Below are 15,487 nucleotides of genomic sequence, written 5' to 3' on the forward strand. Positions count from 1 at the left end.
CCGCCTCATGTGTCACCTGGTGCCCGTTGTGACACACCTCAACTGCCCCGCTTCGCCGGGAAAGTCACGTATGTCGTCGGGTCACTCCGTTGGGTGATCTGTCGCGTACCCATAGTCCATTCGGGCCATTCAAGATTGGGCCCGAAGGGGCTGGTTGACTGTGCCCACCTTCCGTAACGTCCTGAACTGGTGGCGGTGAATATGCCGCTGCCGCCGTGGGGGAGCCTCGATTCGGGAGAGGACGGCGCCGGTATGGGCTGGGTAACCGACTGGAGTGCGCAGGCGGCCTGCCGCACTACCGATCCGGATGAACTGTTCGTTCAAGGAGCAGCGCAGAACCGGGCGAAGGCAGTGTGCACCGGATGCCCGGTGCGCACGGAGTGCCTGGCCGACGCGTTGGACAACCGCGTCGAGTTCGGCGTGTGGGGAGGGATGACGGAGCGGGAGCGCCGCGCACTGCTGCGCAGGCGACCGACCGTCACCTCTTGGCGCAGGCTGCTCGAAACCGCGCGTACCGAGTACGAGCGGGGGGCGGGAATCCTGCCTCTCGACGAGGAAGAGGTGTACGAGAACTACGCAGCGGTGGGCTGACCGGGTTCCGCGCACGCAGCGGACTCGCAGCGGTTCCGTATGCGCCAGAGGTGCGAGTGGCGTCCTCGGAGGTACGAGTGACGTCCGCATGACCCCCTTACGACGGCGTACGTGACATACGTGATCCGACATACGTGACCTGACATACGTGACCTACGGCGACCTGTACGACGGCGGCGTAGGTCCCACCGGGTCGCCCCGTGACCCCGAAAGGCTCAGGAAGCGGGCCTCGGGCTCAGGGGCCGAGCAACCATTCCCAGGGGCAGGCGTTCCCCGGGTTCACGAAGCTCTTCGGGTTCACGAAGCTTCGGCCGGCGGCGTGTCGGCCGCGAGCCGGTCCCCGATGTGCCGCAGCCCCGCGAGGTCGTGCACATCACCGGGCAACGCGGCCACTTCGGCCACCGCCACCTCGGGGTGGAGCGCGGCGAAGCGATCGCGTGTGCGCTGCTCGCGGGAGAGCAGTTGCATACGTTCGGCGTGCAGCCTCAGCAGGCCTGCGGTGAGTTGTTCGACTGTGCGGCCTTCCGTGCTGCGGTCGTCGCTGTCCTCGGCGCTGTGGTCCTCCGTGCCGGGGGCGGCCTTGCTGGAGTCCTCGTCCGTTCCGGCTCCGTCGGCACTGGTCCGGTCCGCGGCGGGGGAGCCTGCGTCGGAGGAGGGAGCCTCGGGAACGGCGGTTTCGGTAGCGGGTGGTTCTGAACTGCCGTACGTGTCGGGAGAGTTACGAAGTCCAGCTTTCCCGCCCACCTGATCCACAATGCGGGCCTCGACAAGATTTTCCGCGGCGGCGAGTGCGCGCTCCGCCGACAGCTGGGTGGCACCGCTGCCGTGGACCCTGTTCAGCACCAGACCGGCGAGCGGCATCTCCTCCGCGGCCAGCCGTTCCACGAAGTACGCCGCCTCGCGCAGCGCGTCCCGCTCCGGGGCCGCGACGACCAGGAACGCCGTACCGGGCGCCTGGAGCAGCTTGTACGTGGCGTCCGCGCGCGTACGGAAGCCGCCGAAGGTGGTGTCCATGGCGGCCACGAACGTCTGTACGTCCTTGAGGAGCTGCCCGCCCAGCAGCTTGCCCAGAGTGCCGGTCATCATCGACATCCCGACGTTCAGGAACTTCATCCCGGCCCGGCCGCCCAGCTTCGCCGGCGCGGTCAGCAGCCGGATCAGCTTTCCGTCCAGGAACGAGCCGAGCCGCTTCGGGGCGTCCAAGAAGTCGAGGGCCGAGCGCGAGGGCGGCGTGTCGACGACGATGAGGTCCCACTCCTCGCGCGCCCTCAGCTGCCCCAGCTTCTCCATCGCCATGTACTCCTGCGTGCCCGCGAAGCCGGCGGAGAGCGACTGGTAGAAGGGGTTGTTCAGGATCGTGGCGGCCCGCTCGCGGTCCGCGTGCGCCTCGACGATCTCGTCGAAGGTGCGCTTCATGTCGAGCATCATCGCGTGCAGCTCGCCGTTCGCGGAGTCGTCGATGCCCTTCACCCGGCGCGGGGTGTTGTCGAGCGCGTCGATGCCCATCGACTGGGCGAGCCTGCGGGCCGGGTCGATGGTCAGGACGACCACCTTGCGACCGCGCTCGGCGGCCCGCAGCCCCAGCGCCGCCGCGGTGGTGGTCTTGCCGACGCCGCCCGAACCGCAGCAGACCACGATGCGGGTCCCGGGGTCGTCGATCAGCGCGTCGACCCCCAGGACGGCCGAGGACGCGGCCGCGGTGTCGATCGCACGGGAGGGGCCGGACGCCCGCCGGGCGGCGGGCTCGCCTTCGCGTGCACGTTCGCGGGAAGAATCGTTTGCGCGGGCCGGGTCCTGACTCATGAGATCCCTTGCTGACGCAGTTCCTTGGCGAGTTCGTACAGGCCCGCGAGGTCCATTCCCTCGGCGAGCAACGGGAGTTCGTGCAGCGGCAACTCCAGGCCCTGGAGCACCGCACGCTGCTCGCGCTCCAGCGCGTACCGCTCGGCGTACTCGTCCGCCTGGGTCAGCAGCGGCTCCACCAGGCGCTCGGCGACCCCGCCGCGCCGCGCACCGCCGAGTCCGGCGGCCGACAGCGACTTCGCGACGGCCGTGCGCGGCGCCCTGCGCGCCAGCTCCAGGTCGGCCTCGTCCAGGATCGCGGGCCGCACCATGTTCACGATGGTCCGCCCCACCGGCAGCCGCGCGGCCCGCAGCTCCGCGATGCCGTCGGCGGTCTCCTGGACGGGCATCTCCTCCAGGAGCGTCACCAGGTGCACGGCGGTCTCGGGCGACTTGAGCACCCTCATCACGGCCTGCGCCTGATTGTGTATCGGGCCGATCTTGGCGAGCCCGGCCACCTCGTCGTTCACGTTCAGGAAGCGGGTGATCCGCCCGGTCGGCGGCGCGTCCATCACCACGTAGTCGTACGCGAACCGCCCGCGCTTGTCCTTGCGGCGTACGGCCTCACAGGCCTTGCCCGTCAGGAGCACGTCCCGCAGGCCCGGCGCGATGGTGGTCGCGAAGTCGATGGCGCCCAGTTTCTTCAGGGCGCGTCCCGCGCCGCCGAGCTTGTAGAACATCTGGAGGTAGTCCAGAAGGGCCAGCTCGGGGTCGATGGCGAGTGCGTACACCTCCCCGCCACCGGGAGCGACGGCGATCTTCCGCTCCTCGTAGGGCAGCGCCTGCGTCTCGAAGAGCTGCGCGATGCCCTGTCTGCCCTCGACCTCGACCAGAAGGGCACGCTTGCCCTCGGTCGCGAGGGCGAGCGCGAGTGCTGCGGCGACCGTGGTCTTTCCGGTACCGCCCTTGCCGCTGACGACCTGAAGCCTGCTCACGTCTTCGAGCCTAATTCCTCACTGGATGGTGCGGTGGCCGTGGGGGCCCTGCTTCGCATACGGGTGCCCAGGGAGCGCCCTGCCCAGTCATCGGCCCGCCCGACACCCCCGCATCGGCCCCGCAGCGCCCCTGCACCGGCCGGCGGCGGACGGAGGTCCAGGAAGGGCGGCCCGCGCCAGCGGATACAGTCGCCCCCATGACCAAGTGGGAATACGCAACCGTGCCTCTGCTCGTCCACGCCACGAAGCAGATTCTGGACACCTGGGGCGAGGACGGCTGGGAGCTCGTCCAGGTCGTGCCCGGGCCGAACAACCCCGAGCAGCTCGTCGCCTACCTGAAGCGGGAGCGGGCCGCGTGAGCGCTGTCGAGGCGAAACTGGCCGAACTGGGACTGACCCTGCCGGGCGTCGTGCCGCCCCTGGCCGCGTACCAGCCCGCCGTGCAGTCGGGCGTGTACGTGTACACGGCCGGCCAGCTCCCGATGGTGGACGGCAAGCTTCCGCTCACCGGCAAGGTGGGCGCGGAGGTCACCCCGGAGGAGGCCAAGGAACTGGCCCGCACCTGCGCGCTGAACGCCCTCGCGGCGGTCAAGTCGGTCGCGGGTGACCTCGACCGCATCGCGCGCGTGGTGAAGGTCGTCGGCTTCGTCGCCTCGGCGGCCGACTTCACCGGCCAGCCCGCCGTCCTGAACGGCGCGAGCGAGCTGCTGGGCGAGGTTCTCGGCGACAAGGGCGTGCACGCGCGCAGCGCCGTCGGCGTGGCGGTGCTGCCGCTCGACGCGCCCGTGGAGGTCGAGATCCAGGTGGAGCTGACGGAGGCGTAGGCCTCTCCGTAAGGAGCGATCGTTGTCTCTCGAACATCAGCTCACTCCGGGATAGCCTCCGCCCATGGCGAATGGGCAGTGGTACCCCCCGGAGTGGCCCGAGAGGATCCGCGCACTCGCGGAGGGCACGCTCACACCGGTCGTCCCCAGGCGGGCGGCCACCGTCATGCTGCTCAAGGACACCGGCCCGGGGGCCGACTCCGGGGAGACCGGGTCCGACGCCGGATCCGATGCCGGGGAGACCGGCTCCGGCTCCGGGACCATCGGCTCCGGCTCCGGTGACACCGACTCCCGTCCCGCCGTCCACATGCTGCGCCGACGCGCCTCCATGGCTTTCGCCGGGGGCGCGTACGCGTATCCGGGCGGCGGGGTGGACCCCAGGGACGACGACCATCACGTCCGCTGGGCGGGCCCCACGCGCGCGTGGTGGGCGTCCCGGCTCGGTGTCGACGAGGCCGTCGCCCAGGCGATCGTCTGCGCGGCGGTCCGTGAGACGTACGAGGAGGCGGGCGTCCTGCTCGCGGGCCCGACCGCGGACACCGTGGTCGGCGACACCACCGGGGACGACTGGGAGACCGACCGGGCGGCACTGGTCGCCCGCGACCTGTCCTTCGCCGAGTTCCTCGACCGCAGGGGGCTCGTGCTGCGCTCCGACCTCCTGGGTGCCTGGACACGCTGGATCACCCCGGAGTTCGAGCCCCGCCGCTACGACACCTTCTTCTTCGTGGCCGTCCTTCCGGAGGGCCAGCGCACCCGGAACGCCTCCACGGAGGCCGACCGCACCGTCTGGATCCGCCCTTCGGAGGCGATGGACGGCTACGACAGGGGCGAGCTCCTGATGATGCCGCCCACCATCGCGACCCTGCGCCAGCTCGGCGCGTACGGGACCGCAGCCGAGGCCCTCGCGGCGGCACCCGGCCGGGACATGACACCCGTCCTGGCCCAGGCGAAGCTGGTGGACGGCGAGCTGGTCCTCAGCTGGCCGGGCCACGACGAGTTCACCAAGCACATCCCGACCGGTGGAGCCTCCGCATGACCGACGCCGCAGCACTGCCCGGCCAGCCGCGCGGCGGGGTGCTCTCCGGCCCCGCCACCGCGCGTGCCGTCAACGTCCTCGCCCCGAACGCGTCCGCGATGACCCTGGACGGCACGAACACCTGGATCGTGGCCGAGCCGGACTCCGAACTGGCGGTGGTGATCGATCCCGGGCCCCTGGACGACGTACACCTGCGTGCCGTCGTCGACGCCGCCGAGAAGGCCGGCAGGCGGGTCGCCCTGACCCTGCTGACGCACGGGCACCCTGACCATGCCGAGGGCGCGGCGCGGTTCGCCGAGCTGACGGGCACGAAGGTGCGGGCGCTCGATCCGGCGCTGCGGCTCGGCGACGAGGGCCTGGCCGCCGGGAACGTGATCACGACGGGCGGCCTGGAGCTGCGGGTCGTACCGACGCCCGGCCACACCGCCGACTCGCTCTGCTTCCATCTGCCCGCCGACCGGGCCGTACTGACCGGCGACACGATCCTGGGCCGGGGCACCACGGTCGTGGCCCACCCCGACGGGCGCCTGGGCGACTACCTGGACTCCCTGAGGCGGCTGAGGTCCCTGGCGGTCGACGACGGCGTGCACACGGTCCTGCCGGGCCACGGGCCGGTCCTGGAGGACGCCCAGGGAGTCGTGGAGTTCTACCTGGCCCACCGGGCCCACCGGCTCGCCCAGGTCGAGACGGCCGTCGAGGACGGCTACACGGACCCGTCCCAGGTCGTCGCGCACGTCTACGGGGACGTCGACCGCTCCCTGTGGCCGGCGGCGGAACTGTCGGTACGGGCGCAGCTGGACTACCTCAAGGAACACGGGCTCATCGGCCGGGAGTGAGCCGCACCGGAACCGAGGCCGGGACCGAGGCCGGGGCTGGGACCGGGGCTGGGATCCGGGAGTGGACCCGCCGGTCCGCTACGGGCGCGGTGCTTTGACGCCGTGCACGCGCGCGTACTCCTCGGCGAGCCACGGCCCGAGATCGTCGACGTACGACCGCAGGACGGCACGGTCGCCGACCGGCTCGCGGCCGAGTGCGGCGGCCTCGCGCAGCTGGGCGGCCCGCCGCGGATGGTCCCGCTCCGGGTAGTACGCGGCGAACACCTCGGCCATCTCCGCCAGATTGCTCGTCCAGCCGTTCCAGCGGGGCATGACCAGGGTGAAGCCCGTCCGGACGAGGTGACGGGACATGTGGCGCACCAGAGGCCGCAGGGCCGCCTCCTGCGGGCCGTCCGCCCCGGCCGCCGCTGTGACCTCGGCGATCCGCTCGCGCCAGCGGGGGAGGAGCAGCGCGAGTTCGCCGTTCGTCTCGCGGGCGAGGAGGGTGTCGGGCCGGTAGCGGGGCAGTTCCTCGGCGAGGTCCTCGCCCAGCAGCGGCGTACAGAGGCACGCGACGAACCAGCCGAGGTCGTGCCGCTCCAGGTCGCTCAGCACCTGCGTCCGGCCGGCCACCAGCGTCCCGGCCCCGTCGATCTGGGCGAACTCCTTGTCGAGGGCCTCGTCGAGCGTGCGCGCGTCCGCCCGGTCCGCCTCCGTGGGCTCCTCGCGCAGGACGAGCAGCAGGTCGAGATCGGAACGGCCCACGCGCGCGGTCCCGCGCGGAATCGACCCGTAGAGGTACGCGCTGTCCAGCCGCCCTCCGAAGACGTCCAGCACCCGGTCACGAGCCGCGGCGACGACGGGCCGGAACACCGCCGGTACCCGCCCCAGGGAGCCTTCGCGCTCGATGTAGCCCAGGGCATCGAGCCCTCTGTCCGCCGCCATGGCACCACTGTGCCCGGAGGCGGCGGCGGGGGCATGCCATTTCCGGCACAACCCGTTTCGCGCGCAACCCGTTCCGGCACAACCCGTTCCCGGCACGACACCGAAGGGCCCCGCCGTCCGGCGGGGCCCTTCGGTAAGAAGTCGTGCGACAGCGGTTCGGCAGCGCCTCGAAGGGGCGCGGGGCCGCCGTATCGCCATGCGGCTCCGACGCGCGGGCGCGACCAGCCGCAGCGGACCCGGCCACAGCGCACCCGCGGACCACTCACCGGACTTCCGGCGGAGCGCTCAGCGCGAGCGCTTCGCGAGACGCTCCACGTCCAGGAGGATCACCGCGCGGGCCTCCAGGCGGAGCCAGCCGCGGCCCGCGAAGTCGGCGAGCGCCTTGTTGACCGTCTCGCGGGAGGCGCCGACCAGCTGGGCCAGCTCCTCCTGGGTCAGGTCGTGCACGACGTGGATGCCCTCCTCGGACTGCACGCCGAAGCGGCGCGAGAGGTCCAGGAGCGCACGGGCCACCCGGCCCGGCACGTCGGAGAAGACCAGGTCGGACATCTGGTCGTTGGTCTTGCGCAGGCGCCGGGCGACGGCGCGCAGCAGGGCGGCGGCCACCTCGGGGCGTGCGTTCAGCCAGGGCTGGAGGTCGCCGTGGCCGAGGCCCAGCAGTTTCACCTCGGTCAGCGCGGAGGCGGTCGCCGTCCGCGGGCCCGGGTCGAACAGCGACAGCTCACCGATGAGCTCGCCGGGGCCGAGGACCGCCAGCATGTTCTCGCGGCCGTCGGGTGAGGTGCGGTGAAGCTTCACCTTGCCCTCGGTGACCACGTACAGGCGGTCTCCGGGGTCGCCCTCGTGAAAGAGCGCGTCACCGCGTGCGAGGGTCACCTCACTCATGGAGGCGCGGAGCTCCGCGGCCTGCTCGTCATCGAGCGCCGCGAAGAGCGGGGCGCGCCGCAGAACGTCGTCCACGAGTTCTCTCCTTGTCGACCTGCTCAGGGGATCTTGGTCCCGGTGTACCAGGGGTCCGTGTTCCCCGTTTTGCTGGACGGTCCAAACAGTGTGATCAGTCACAAGTCTGCCGCACCGGCGTGTCCGACAGTGCGGCAGGGGGCCAATTGGGGGCTGATGGATGGTGGCCGGGGCAGATGTCGGTGGTGGGCTCTAGGCTGGTCGGGTGTCCAAATCGCCGGTGAGAGCACAGGCCAAGGGGGCTGGGCGCGTGGGTGTACGTCGTGATTCCGCTGTGGGCGAACAGGGCTCCGGTGGAGCGAAGAAAACGACAAAAGCGGCAGGGTCGAGACCGGCGACGACCGCGGCGGGGGCCGCGGGTAAGGCCGCGGGGGTCGCGGCCTCGGAGATGGCCGCGGCCGCGAAGAAGGCTGCGGTTGCCAAGAAGGCCGCCGCGGCGAAGAGGACCGCCAAGGAGACCGCGAGGAAGTCCGCGCCGGTGAAGTCCCCCGGTGGGAAAGCGCCCGCCAAGAAGGTGCCCGTCAAGAAGACCCGTGCGTCCGCGGTGGGCAAGGCCCGCGCGTCCGTGGCGAGCGCTACGAAGAGGGCGACCGCGACGAAGAGGTCGGCCGCGACGAAGCGGGCGACGAAGAGCGCGTCCGTGAAGGCGACCGCCGTGACGGCCGCGGTCACCGAGGAGACGCCCCCCAAAGCCTCCACTCCGGCCCCCGAGGCTTTCGCTCCGGCCCCCGCCGGGGGAGCGGCGTCCGCCGGGAGCGCCGCCGTGCCTGCTGGGAAAGCCGTGCCCGCCGAGAAGACGGCGTCTGTCAAGAAGGCCGCCCGCGTGAGGAAGACCGTGCCAGCGAAGAAGTCCGCGCCAGCGAAGAAGTCCGTGGCCGCCAAGAAGGCCGTGCCTGCCGCTAAGTCCGCGGCGGTCAAGAAGGCCGTAGCCGCCAAGGAGGCTGCGCCTGCCAAGAAGACCGCGCCGGCGAAGAAAGCCGTGGCCGGTAAGACGGCTGCGCCTGCCAAGAAAGCCGCGGCCGGCAAGAAGGCCGCGCCCGCAGAGAAAGTCGTCGCCCCCGCCAAGCCTCCCCGGAACGAGTCGCACACGGCTCTCGTCCGGCGGGCCCGGCGTATCGACCGCGAGCTCGCCGAGGTGTACCCGTACGCCCACCCGGAGCTGGACTTCGAGAACCCCTTTCAGCTGGTGGTCGCCACCGTCCTGTCGGCGCAGACGACCGACCTGCGGGTGAACCAGACGACACCGGCGCTCTTCGCGAAGTACCCCACGCCCGAGGACCTGGCCGCGGCGAACCCTGAGGAGGTCGAGGAGATCCTGCGGCCCACCGGGTTCTTCCGGTCCAAGACCAAGTCGGTGATGGGTCTCTCCAAGGCCCTGCGGGACGACTTCGACGGCGAGGTCCCCGGCCGTCTCGAAGACCTCGTCAAACTGCCCGGCGTCGGCCGCAAGACCGCCTTCGTCGTCCTCGGGAACGCCTTCGGCCGGCCCGGCATCACCGTGGACACCCACTTCCAGCGGCTCGTACACCGCTGGGAGTGGACCGCCGAGAAGGAGCCCGACAAGATCGAGCGGGCGATCGGCGAGCTCTTCCCGAAGACCGACTGGACGATGCTGTCGCACCACGTGATCTTCCACGGCCGCCGTATCTGCCATGCCCGCAAACCCGCCTGCGGCGCCTGCCCCATCGCCCCGCTCTGCCCGGCGTACGGGGAGGGCGAGACGGACCCGGAGAAGGCGAAGAAGCTCCTGAAGTACGAGAAGGGCGGCTTCCCGGGCCAGCGCCTCAACCCTCCGCAGTCCTACCTGGACGCGGGCGGCATCCCGGCCCCGCCGCTCGGAGCACCCGCCTCCGCCGCAGCCGCGCCCGCCGCCTCCGCCCCGGCCGGGACCGGCTCGGCCGCGCCCGAGCCGGGTTCACCCTCGCGGGGCACCGGATGACGGAACGATCTGCGGCCTCGCGGGCGTTGAGAGCAGCAGAACGGGGGTGGCGATGACGCGCGCGAGCCATACGCACGACATTCAGGACGGCATTCAGGACGGCACACACGGCACGCGGTACGGAGATCCGGCCGTGAGCAGCGCCGGGCTGCCCGGCTGGCTCGACCCGGTGGTGCGCGCCGTCGAGACGGTCCAGCCCCGCCAGTTGAGCCGCTTCCTGCCGCCGGAGGACGGCGCGGGACGCCAGTCGGCCGTACTGATCCTGTTCGGCGAGGGCGAGCGCGGTCCCGAACTGCTGCTCATGGAGCGCGCCACCTCGCTCAGATCGCACGCGGGACAGCCGTCCTTCCCCGGGGGCGCCCTCGATCCCGAGGACGGCGACCCGCAGGCCGACGGGCCGCTGCGGGCCGCCCTGCGCGAGGCCGAGGAGGAGACCGGGCTCGACCCCCGGGGCGTCCAGCTCTTCGGTGTGCTCCCGAAGCTCTACATCCCGGTGAGCGGCTTCGTGGTGACCCCCGTCCTCGGCTGGTGGCGCGTGCCGACACCGGTCGACGCGGTCGACCTGAACGAGACCGCGCGGGTCTTCACCGTCCCCGTGGCGGATCTCACGGACCCGGCCAACCGTGCGACGGCGGTCCACCCCAGCGGCCACCGAGGTCCGGCATTCCTGGTCGAATCGGCCCTGGTGTGGGGCTTCACAGCCGGAATCATCGACCGTCTGTTGCACTACGCCGACTGGGAGCGTCCCTGGGACCAGGACAAGCAGGTCCCGCTCGACTGGCGCGCATGACAGGGTGGCCCCTGTGCTGTGTCTTCCCGGGAGGCTCCGTGTCCCCCTGCCGCTGCGCGGCGGGCCGGCCCCCCGGCCAGGACGTGGCTACCGCAAAGTGATGAGGCGAGGCTTGAAGCAGTGGCAGTGAACGTGCTGGACATCCTGTTGCTGGTCGCCGCCGTGTGGTTCGCGATCGTGGGCTATCGCCAGGGGTTCGTCGTCGGCATCCTGTCGGTGATCGGTTTCCTGGGCGGTGGCCTCGTCGCCGTCTACCTCCTGCCCGTCGTCTGGGGCGCGGCGACGGACGACGCCAAGGTCGGTACGACCGCCGCCGTCGTCGCCGTGGTCGTGGTGATCGTCTGCGCCTCCGTCGGGCAGGCCCTCACCACCCATCTCGGCAACAAGCTGCGCCGGTACATCACCTGGTCCCCGGCCCGCGCCCTGGACGCCACGGGCGGTGCCCTCGTCAACGTCGTGGCGATGCTCCTCGTGGCCTGGCTGATCGGCTCGGCCCTGGCCGGTACGACGCTGCCGACGCTCGGCAAGGAGGTCCGCGGCTCCAAGGTCCTCCTCGGAGTGGCGCGGGCCCTGCCCGCCCAGGCCGACACCTGGTTCGACGGCTTCTCCTCGGTCCTCGCACGGAACGGCTTCCCGCAGGTCTTCAGCCCCTTCTCGGACGAGCAGATCGACGAGGTGCCCGCTCCCGACCCGGCCCTCGCGACGAGCCCGGTCGCCACCCGCGCCCAGCGCTCCATCGTCAAGGTCACCGGCACCGCCCAGAGCTGCGGCAAGGTCCTCGAAGGCACCGGCTTCGTCTTCGGACAGCGCCGTGTGATGACCAACGCGCACGTGGTCGGCGGCGTGGACGAGCCGTACGTCCAGATAGGCGGCGAGGGCACGCGGCTCGCCGCGAAGGTCGTGCTCTACGACTGGGAGCGCGACATCGCCGTACTCGACGTGCCCGAACTGCAGGCGCCCGTCCTGCAGTTCTCGTCCCGGGCGGCGGCCCGGTCGGACGGTGCGATCGTCGCGGGCTTCCCGGAGAACGGCTCGTACACGATCAAGGCGGCGCGGGTGCGCGGCCCCATCACGGCCAACGGCCCCGACATCTACCACCGGGGCACGGTGAAGCGCGAGGTGTACTCGCTCTTCGCGACCGTCCGCCAGGGCAACTCCGGCGGCCCCCTGCTCACCCCGGACGGCAAGGTGTACGGCGTGGTGTTCGCGAAGTCCCTCGACGACCCCGAGACGGGTTACGCGCTGACCGTGGACGAGATCCAGGAGGACATCATCGCGGGCCGCACCGCCAACCAGCAGGTGGACAGCGACAGCTGCGCGCTCTGAGGCCCGTCACTCGGGTCGCGCGGGTCACCGGTCCGCAAGGGCCGGGCGGGTGAAGGTCCGAGTGGAGGTCCCCGGGCGGTTCAGCCGCGGGGATGACGCAAACGCGCCGAGACCCATCGGGCCCGGCGCCTCAGAATGTGCGGGATTCCCAGCCGGGGGTCCGTGCCCTGCAACTGCGGGGCGCCCCTCCGGTGGGAGCTCAGCCCGCCGATCGAGCGGCGGTTGCGTGCTGCGTCACTGTAGTCGTGCGTCCAGCCCATACACCGACGTCTGCCCCAGCCCCAAGGTCGATAACCGCCCCCACGCCCCCCAATTGGCCTATGCGCGAGGCAATTGGCGTTCGTAGAACAGACGTTCCTGGGACCCGTGTGACGCATGGGGCGACAGCCCGCTCGACCGGCCTTCCGGGGCCGTCTCAGCGGTCCGGTTCGGGGTCCTTCAGCCAGTTGATCAGTTCGGTGGAGAACGCCACGGGGTCCTCCTCGTGAGGGAAGTGCCCGAGCCCGTCGAACAGCCGCCACCGGTAGGGCGCTTCGACGTACTCCCCGGACCCCGCCGCACTGCGCGTGCGCATCACCGGATCGAGCGATCCGTGCAGATGCAGCGTCGGCACCCGCACCGGCCGCTTCATGCGCCGGTTGAACTGGATGCCGTCGGGACGGGCCATCGAACGGACCATCCACCGGTAGGGCTCGACCGAGCAGTGCGCGGTCGAGGGGATGAGCATCGCCCGCCGGTACGTCTCCACGACGTCGTCCTCCGGCAGTCGCGGCCCGGACCAGTCCCGGATGAGGCGGCCTACCAGGGCGCCCTCGTCGGCGATCAGTTGGCGTTCGGGGATCCAGGGCCGCTGAAAGCCCCAGACGTACGAACCGGCCGCGGTCTGCTTCATGTCCGAGAGCATCGCCGAACGCCAGCGCCGGGGATGCGGCATCGAGGAGACCACGAGCCTGCGCACCAGCTTGGGGCGCATCACGGCCGCCGTCCACGCAAGATAGCCGCCGAGGTCGTGGCCGACCAGCGCGGCGTCGGGCTCACCGAGGGACCGTACGACCCCTGTGATGTCGAGCGCGAGGTTCGCGGGGTCGTAGCCGCGTGGCGTGCGGTCGCTGCCGCCGACGCCCCGCAGGTCCATGGCGACCGCGCGGAAGCCCGCGTCGGCGAGCGCCACCAGCTGATGCCGCCAGGCCCACCAGAACTGCGGGAAGCCGTGCAGCAGCAGGACCAGCGGCCCGTCACCCATCTCGGCGATGTGGAAGCGCGCCCCGTTCGCGGCGACATCCCGGTGGATCACCTCTTTGGCGCCGGGCACGTCGAGCCGTACGACAGAGGTGGGTTGCGCCGAGGATGGTTGCCCCGCAGGGATGGAGGAGCCCGTCATGAGGACGAGCGTGTCACAGCCTCGACCCCGTCACCCACCCGGTACACCGTGGTCATCTCACGGGGGTGCGGCTTCACGTTCTGCAGTACGGCCGCCGATTCCTTGACCGAGGCCGCCGTCTTCTGCGGGCCCTTGCCCTTCTTGGCCTTCTTCGCGAAGACCACGCCGATCAGCGCGAGGACCGCGGCCACCAGCACGTTCGCGGCGAACGACAGCAGGAAGCAGACGGCCATGTTCCAGCCGCTCCAGGTGCGGATGCCGTACGCCAGGGCGAAGCTCAGCATCGGCAGGGAGAAGATCAGTACCGCGCCGGCCGCGCTGAACGCGCCGCCGCCGACCGCGCCGCGCTTGACGTCCCGCTTGAGCTGCGCCTTCGCCAGTGCGATCTCGTCGTGCACCAGCGCGGACATCTCGGTCGTCGCCGAGGCGAACAGCTGGCCGATGCTGCGTTCGGCGCCGACCGGGCTGCCGTCGGGTGCGCTCATCGCGTTCTCCCTGTTGTCTTGGTTGTCGTGTCGCCGTTGTCTTGACTGTCCGGATGTTCCGGCCGGTGGTTTCGGACCGTCAGGTCCGGGCCGTACGTTTCGGACCGTGTGTGTCAGATCATGCCGGACCGTCGTGCTCCACGCCTGCCCCGCCCGTCACTTCGGCAAGCCTTCGGTGTTCGGCGGCCTTGCGCTCGTAGATCTCGGCCATGCGCAGGTGGTAGGCCGGATCGTCCTGCTCGTACACGTCGGGGACGCCCGAGTGGTCCTCGTCGCGCTCCTCGTGCTCCCACAGCGCGCGGTACCTGGCGTTGCGCATCTTCAGCAGCACGCCCGACAGGACGGTCGCGATCAGGGAGCCCGTCAGGACGGCGGCCTTCACGCCGTCGCTGAGCGCCGGGTCGTCCGCGAAGGCGAGTTCGCCGATGAGCAGCGACACGGTGAAGCCGATGCCCGCGAGGGAGGCCACGGCGAAGACGTCCGGCCAGGCGAGGTCCTCGGAGAGCGACGCACTGGTGAAACGGGCCGTCAGCCACGTACCGCCGAAGATCCCGACCGCCTTGCCGACGACGAGGCCGAGGACGACCCCGAGGGTCTCCGGCTGGGTGAACACCTCGCCGAGCGCGCCGCCCGACACCGCGACCCCCGCGCTGAACAGCGCGAACAGCGGTACGGCGAGGCCCGCCGACAGAGGGCGTACGAGATGTTCGACCTGCTCGCCCGGCGAGTGCTCCTCGCCCTCGTCGGCGCGGGTGGTGCAGCGCAACATCAGGCCCATCGCGACGCCGGCGACGGTGGCGTGGATGCCGCTGTTGTACATCAGGCCCCAGACGACCAGCGCGAGCGGCACGTACACGTACCAGCCGTGTACTCCCTTCCTGAGCAGCAGCCAGAAGACGGCGAGGCCGACGACGGCGCCGCCGAGCGCCGCGAAGTCCAGGTCGTCGGTGAAGAAGACCGCGATGATCAGGATCGCGAAGAGGTCGTCGACGACGGCGAGGGTCAGCAGGAAGGCGCGCAGGGCGCTCGGCAGCGACGTCCCGAGGACGGCGAGGACGGCGAGCGCGAAGGCGATGTCCGTCGCGGTGGGTACGGCCCAGCCGGCGAGCGAGCCGCCGCCGGTGACGCCGACCAGGGTGTAGACCAGCGCGGGCATCGCCATGCCGCAGAGCGCGGCGACGACGGGGAGCGCGGCGGCCCGTGGGTCCTTGAGCTCGCCGGCGACCAGTTCGCGCTTGAGCTCGATGCCGGCGACGAAGAAGAAGACCGCGAGGAGTCCGTCGGCGGCCCAGTGCTCGACGGAGAGGTGCAGGCCGAGTGCGGCGGGCCCGACGTGGAAGTCACGGACGGCCTCGTAACTCTCCCGCAGGGGGGTGTTCGCCCAGATCAGCGCCGCGACGGCGGCGACGAGCAGGAGGACGCCGCCGACCGTCTCGGTGCGCAGCGCGTCCGCGACGAAGGTCCGCTCGGGCAGCGGGAGCCGTGCGAGGACCTTGCGGTTCCTGGTGACCTGACGGTCTTGGTCGGGCGTGGGGGTGGGCGCGGACACGGGGTCGACCTCCGGTCGGTGGGCAGGGCAGAGCACATGCCGACCAGACTTCCCGGCGCACCTATGGAAA

Annotated in this window: 16 protein-coding genes; 8 read left to right on the top strand and 8 right to left on the bottom strand. The window is 71.3% G+C overall.

Features of this window, described 5'->3' with window-relative positions; all coding sequences use genetic code 11:
- The first annotated feature begins 252 nt into the window (after nucleotides 1-252).
- On the top strand, nucleotides 253-591 hold the full coding sequence (wblA, locus tag ACZ60E_RS14345) for a transcriptional regulator WblA (protein ID WP_055515737.1): 339 nt from the start codon (nucleotides 253-255) through the stop codon (nucleotides 589-591).
- 297 nt (nucleotides 592-888) lie between these two features.
- Here the strand turns inward: wblA and bagB are convergent, their stop codons facing one another.
- Both bagB and bagA read right to left on the bottom strand, forming a co-directional pair.
- Nucleotides 889-2,394 carry an ATPase BagB gene (gene bagB / locus ACZ60E_RS14350; RefSeq protein WP_469440403.1) on the bottom strand — a complete coding sequence of 502 codons (1,506 nt, stop codon included), beginning with the start codon at nucleotides 2,392-2,394 and terminating at the stop codon, nucleotides 889-891.
- Nucleotides 2,391-3,368 carry an ATPase BagA gene (gene bagA, locus ACZ60E_RS14355; RefSeq protein WP_384801471.1) on the bottom strand — a complete coding sequence of 326 codons (978 nt, stop codon included), beginning with the start codon at nucleotides 3,366-3,368 and terminating at the stop codon, nucleotides 2,391-2,393. The genes bagB and bagA overlap by 4 nt, the downstream gene beginning before the upstream one ends.
- 197 nt (nucleotides 3,369-3,565) lie before the next feature.
- Here bagA and ACZ60E_RS14360 point away from each other — a divergent pair, with 197 nt between their 5' ends.
- The 4 genes from ACZ60E_RS14360 to ACZ60E_RS14375 all read left to right on the top strand — a co-directional run bounded on the left by ACZ60E_RS14360 (nucleotide 3,566) and on the right by ACZ60E_RS14375 (nucleotide 6,063).
- A complete protein-coding gene (locus ACZ60E_RS14360; RefSeq protein ID WP_107018142.1) occupies nucleotides 3,566-3,727 on the top strand; it encodes a DUF4177 domain-containing protein in 162 nt (53 codons plus the stop codon).
- Complete coding sequence (locus ACZ60E_RS14365) at nucleotides 3,724-4,191, top strand: RidA family protein (RefSeq protein ID WP_384801474.1); 468 nt, start codon at nucleotides 3,724-3,726, stop codon at nucleotides 4,189-4,191. Before ACZ60E_RS14360 ends, ACZ60E_RS14365 begins: the two co-directional genes overlap by 4 nt.
- Nucleotides 4,192-4,255: 64 nt before the next feature.
- Entirely contained in the window at nucleotides 4,256-5,227 is a 972-nt protein-coding gene (locus ACZ60E_RS14370; RefSeq protein WP_469440406.1) for an NUDIX hydrolase, read from the top strand.
- Entirely contained in the window at nucleotides 5,224-6,063 is an 840-nt protein-coding gene (locus ACZ60E_RS14375; protein WP_469440408.1) for an MBL fold metallo-hydrolase, read from the top strand. Before ACZ60E_RS14370 ends, ACZ60E_RS14375 begins: the two co-directional genes overlap by 4 nt.
- 78 nt (nucleotides 6,064-6,141) lie before the next feature.
- Here ACZ60E_RS14375 and ACZ60E_RS14380 read toward each other — a convergent pair whose 3' ends face one another.
- The gene (locus tag ACZ60E_RS14380; RefSeq protein WP_469440410.1) at nucleotides 6,142-6,987 is read right to left on the bottom strand and encodes a nucleotidyltransferase domain-containing protein; all 846 of its coding nucleotides are present in this window, start codon (nucleotides 6,985-6,987) and stop codon (nucleotides 6,142-6,144) included.
- Nucleotides 6,988-7,272: 285 nt separating this feature from the next.
- Nucleotides 7,273-7,947, bottom strand: a complete 675-nt coding sequence (locus ACZ60E_RS14385) for a Crp/Fnr family transcriptional regulator (RefSeq protein ID WP_016642758.1) — start codon at nucleotides 7,945-7,947, stop codon at nucleotides 7,273-7,275.
- 781 nt (nucleotides 7,948-8,728) lie between these two features.
- On the opposite strand from ACZ60E_RS14385, the gene nth reads away from it, so the two are divergent.
- The 3 genes from nth to ACZ60E_RS14400 all read left to right on the top strand — a co-directional run bounded on the left by nth (nucleotide 8,729) and on the right by ACZ60E_RS14400 (nucleotide 12,002).
- Nucleotides 8,729-9,886, top strand: coding sequence for an endonuclease III (gene nth / locus ACZ60E_RS14390; protein WP_469440488.1), 1,158 nt, complete (start codon nucleotides 8,729-8,731; stop codon nucleotides 9,884-9,886).
- A 52-nt stretch (nucleotides 9,887-9,938) separates the two neighbouring features.
- Nucleotides 9,939-10,676: an NUDIX hydrolase gene (locus tag ACZ60E_RS14395; RefSeq protein WP_469440412.1), complete on the top strand. Its 738-nt coding sequence runs from the start codon at nucleotides 9,939-9,941 to the stop codon at nucleotides 10,674-10,676.
- Between the two features lie 126 nt (nucleotides 10,677-10,802).
- Entirely contained in the window at nucleotides 10,803-12,002 is a 1,200-nt protein-coding gene (locus ACZ60E_RS14400; protein ID WP_469440490.1) for a MarP family serine protease, read from the top strand.
- An 80-nt stretch (nucleotides 12,003-12,082) separates the two neighbouring features.
- On the opposite strand, the gene ACZ60E_RS14405 is transcribed toward ACZ60E_RS14400, so the two are convergent.
- From ACZ60E_RS14405 to nhaA, 4 genes are all read right to left on the bottom strand, one after another.
- On the bottom strand, nucleotides 12,083-12,262 hold the full coding sequence (locus tag ACZ60E_RS14405; protein WP_107018148.1) for a hypothetical protein: 180 nt from the start codon (nucleotides 12,260-12,262) through the stop codon (nucleotides 12,083-12,085).
- A gap of 155 nt (nucleotides 12,263-12,417) precedes the next feature.
- A complete protein-coding gene (locus ACZ60E_RS14410) occupies nucleotides 12,418-13,383 on the bottom strand; it encodes an alpha/beta fold hydrolase (protein ID WP_384801489.1) in 966 nt (321 codons plus the stop codon).
- Nucleotides 13,380-13,868, bottom strand: coding sequence for a phage holin family protein (locus tag ACZ60E_RS14415; protein WP_210881761.1), 489 nt, complete (start codon nucleotides 13,866-13,868; stop codon nucleotides 13,380-13,382). The genes ACZ60E_RS14410 and ACZ60E_RS14415 overlap by 4 nt, the downstream gene beginning before the upstream one ends.
- Before the next feature lie 118 nt (nucleotides 13,869-13,986).
- The gene (gene nhaA / locus ACZ60E_RS14420; protein WP_384801493.1) at nucleotides 13,987-15,417 is read right to left on the bottom strand and encodes a Na+/H+ antiporter NhaA; all 1,431 of its coding nucleotides are present in this window, start codon (nucleotides 15,415-15,417) and stop codon (nucleotides 13,987-13,989) included.
- Nucleotides 15,418-15,487 lie beyond the last annotated feature (70 nt).

The organism is Streptomyces sp. NPDC102514 (assembly GCF_055584525.1).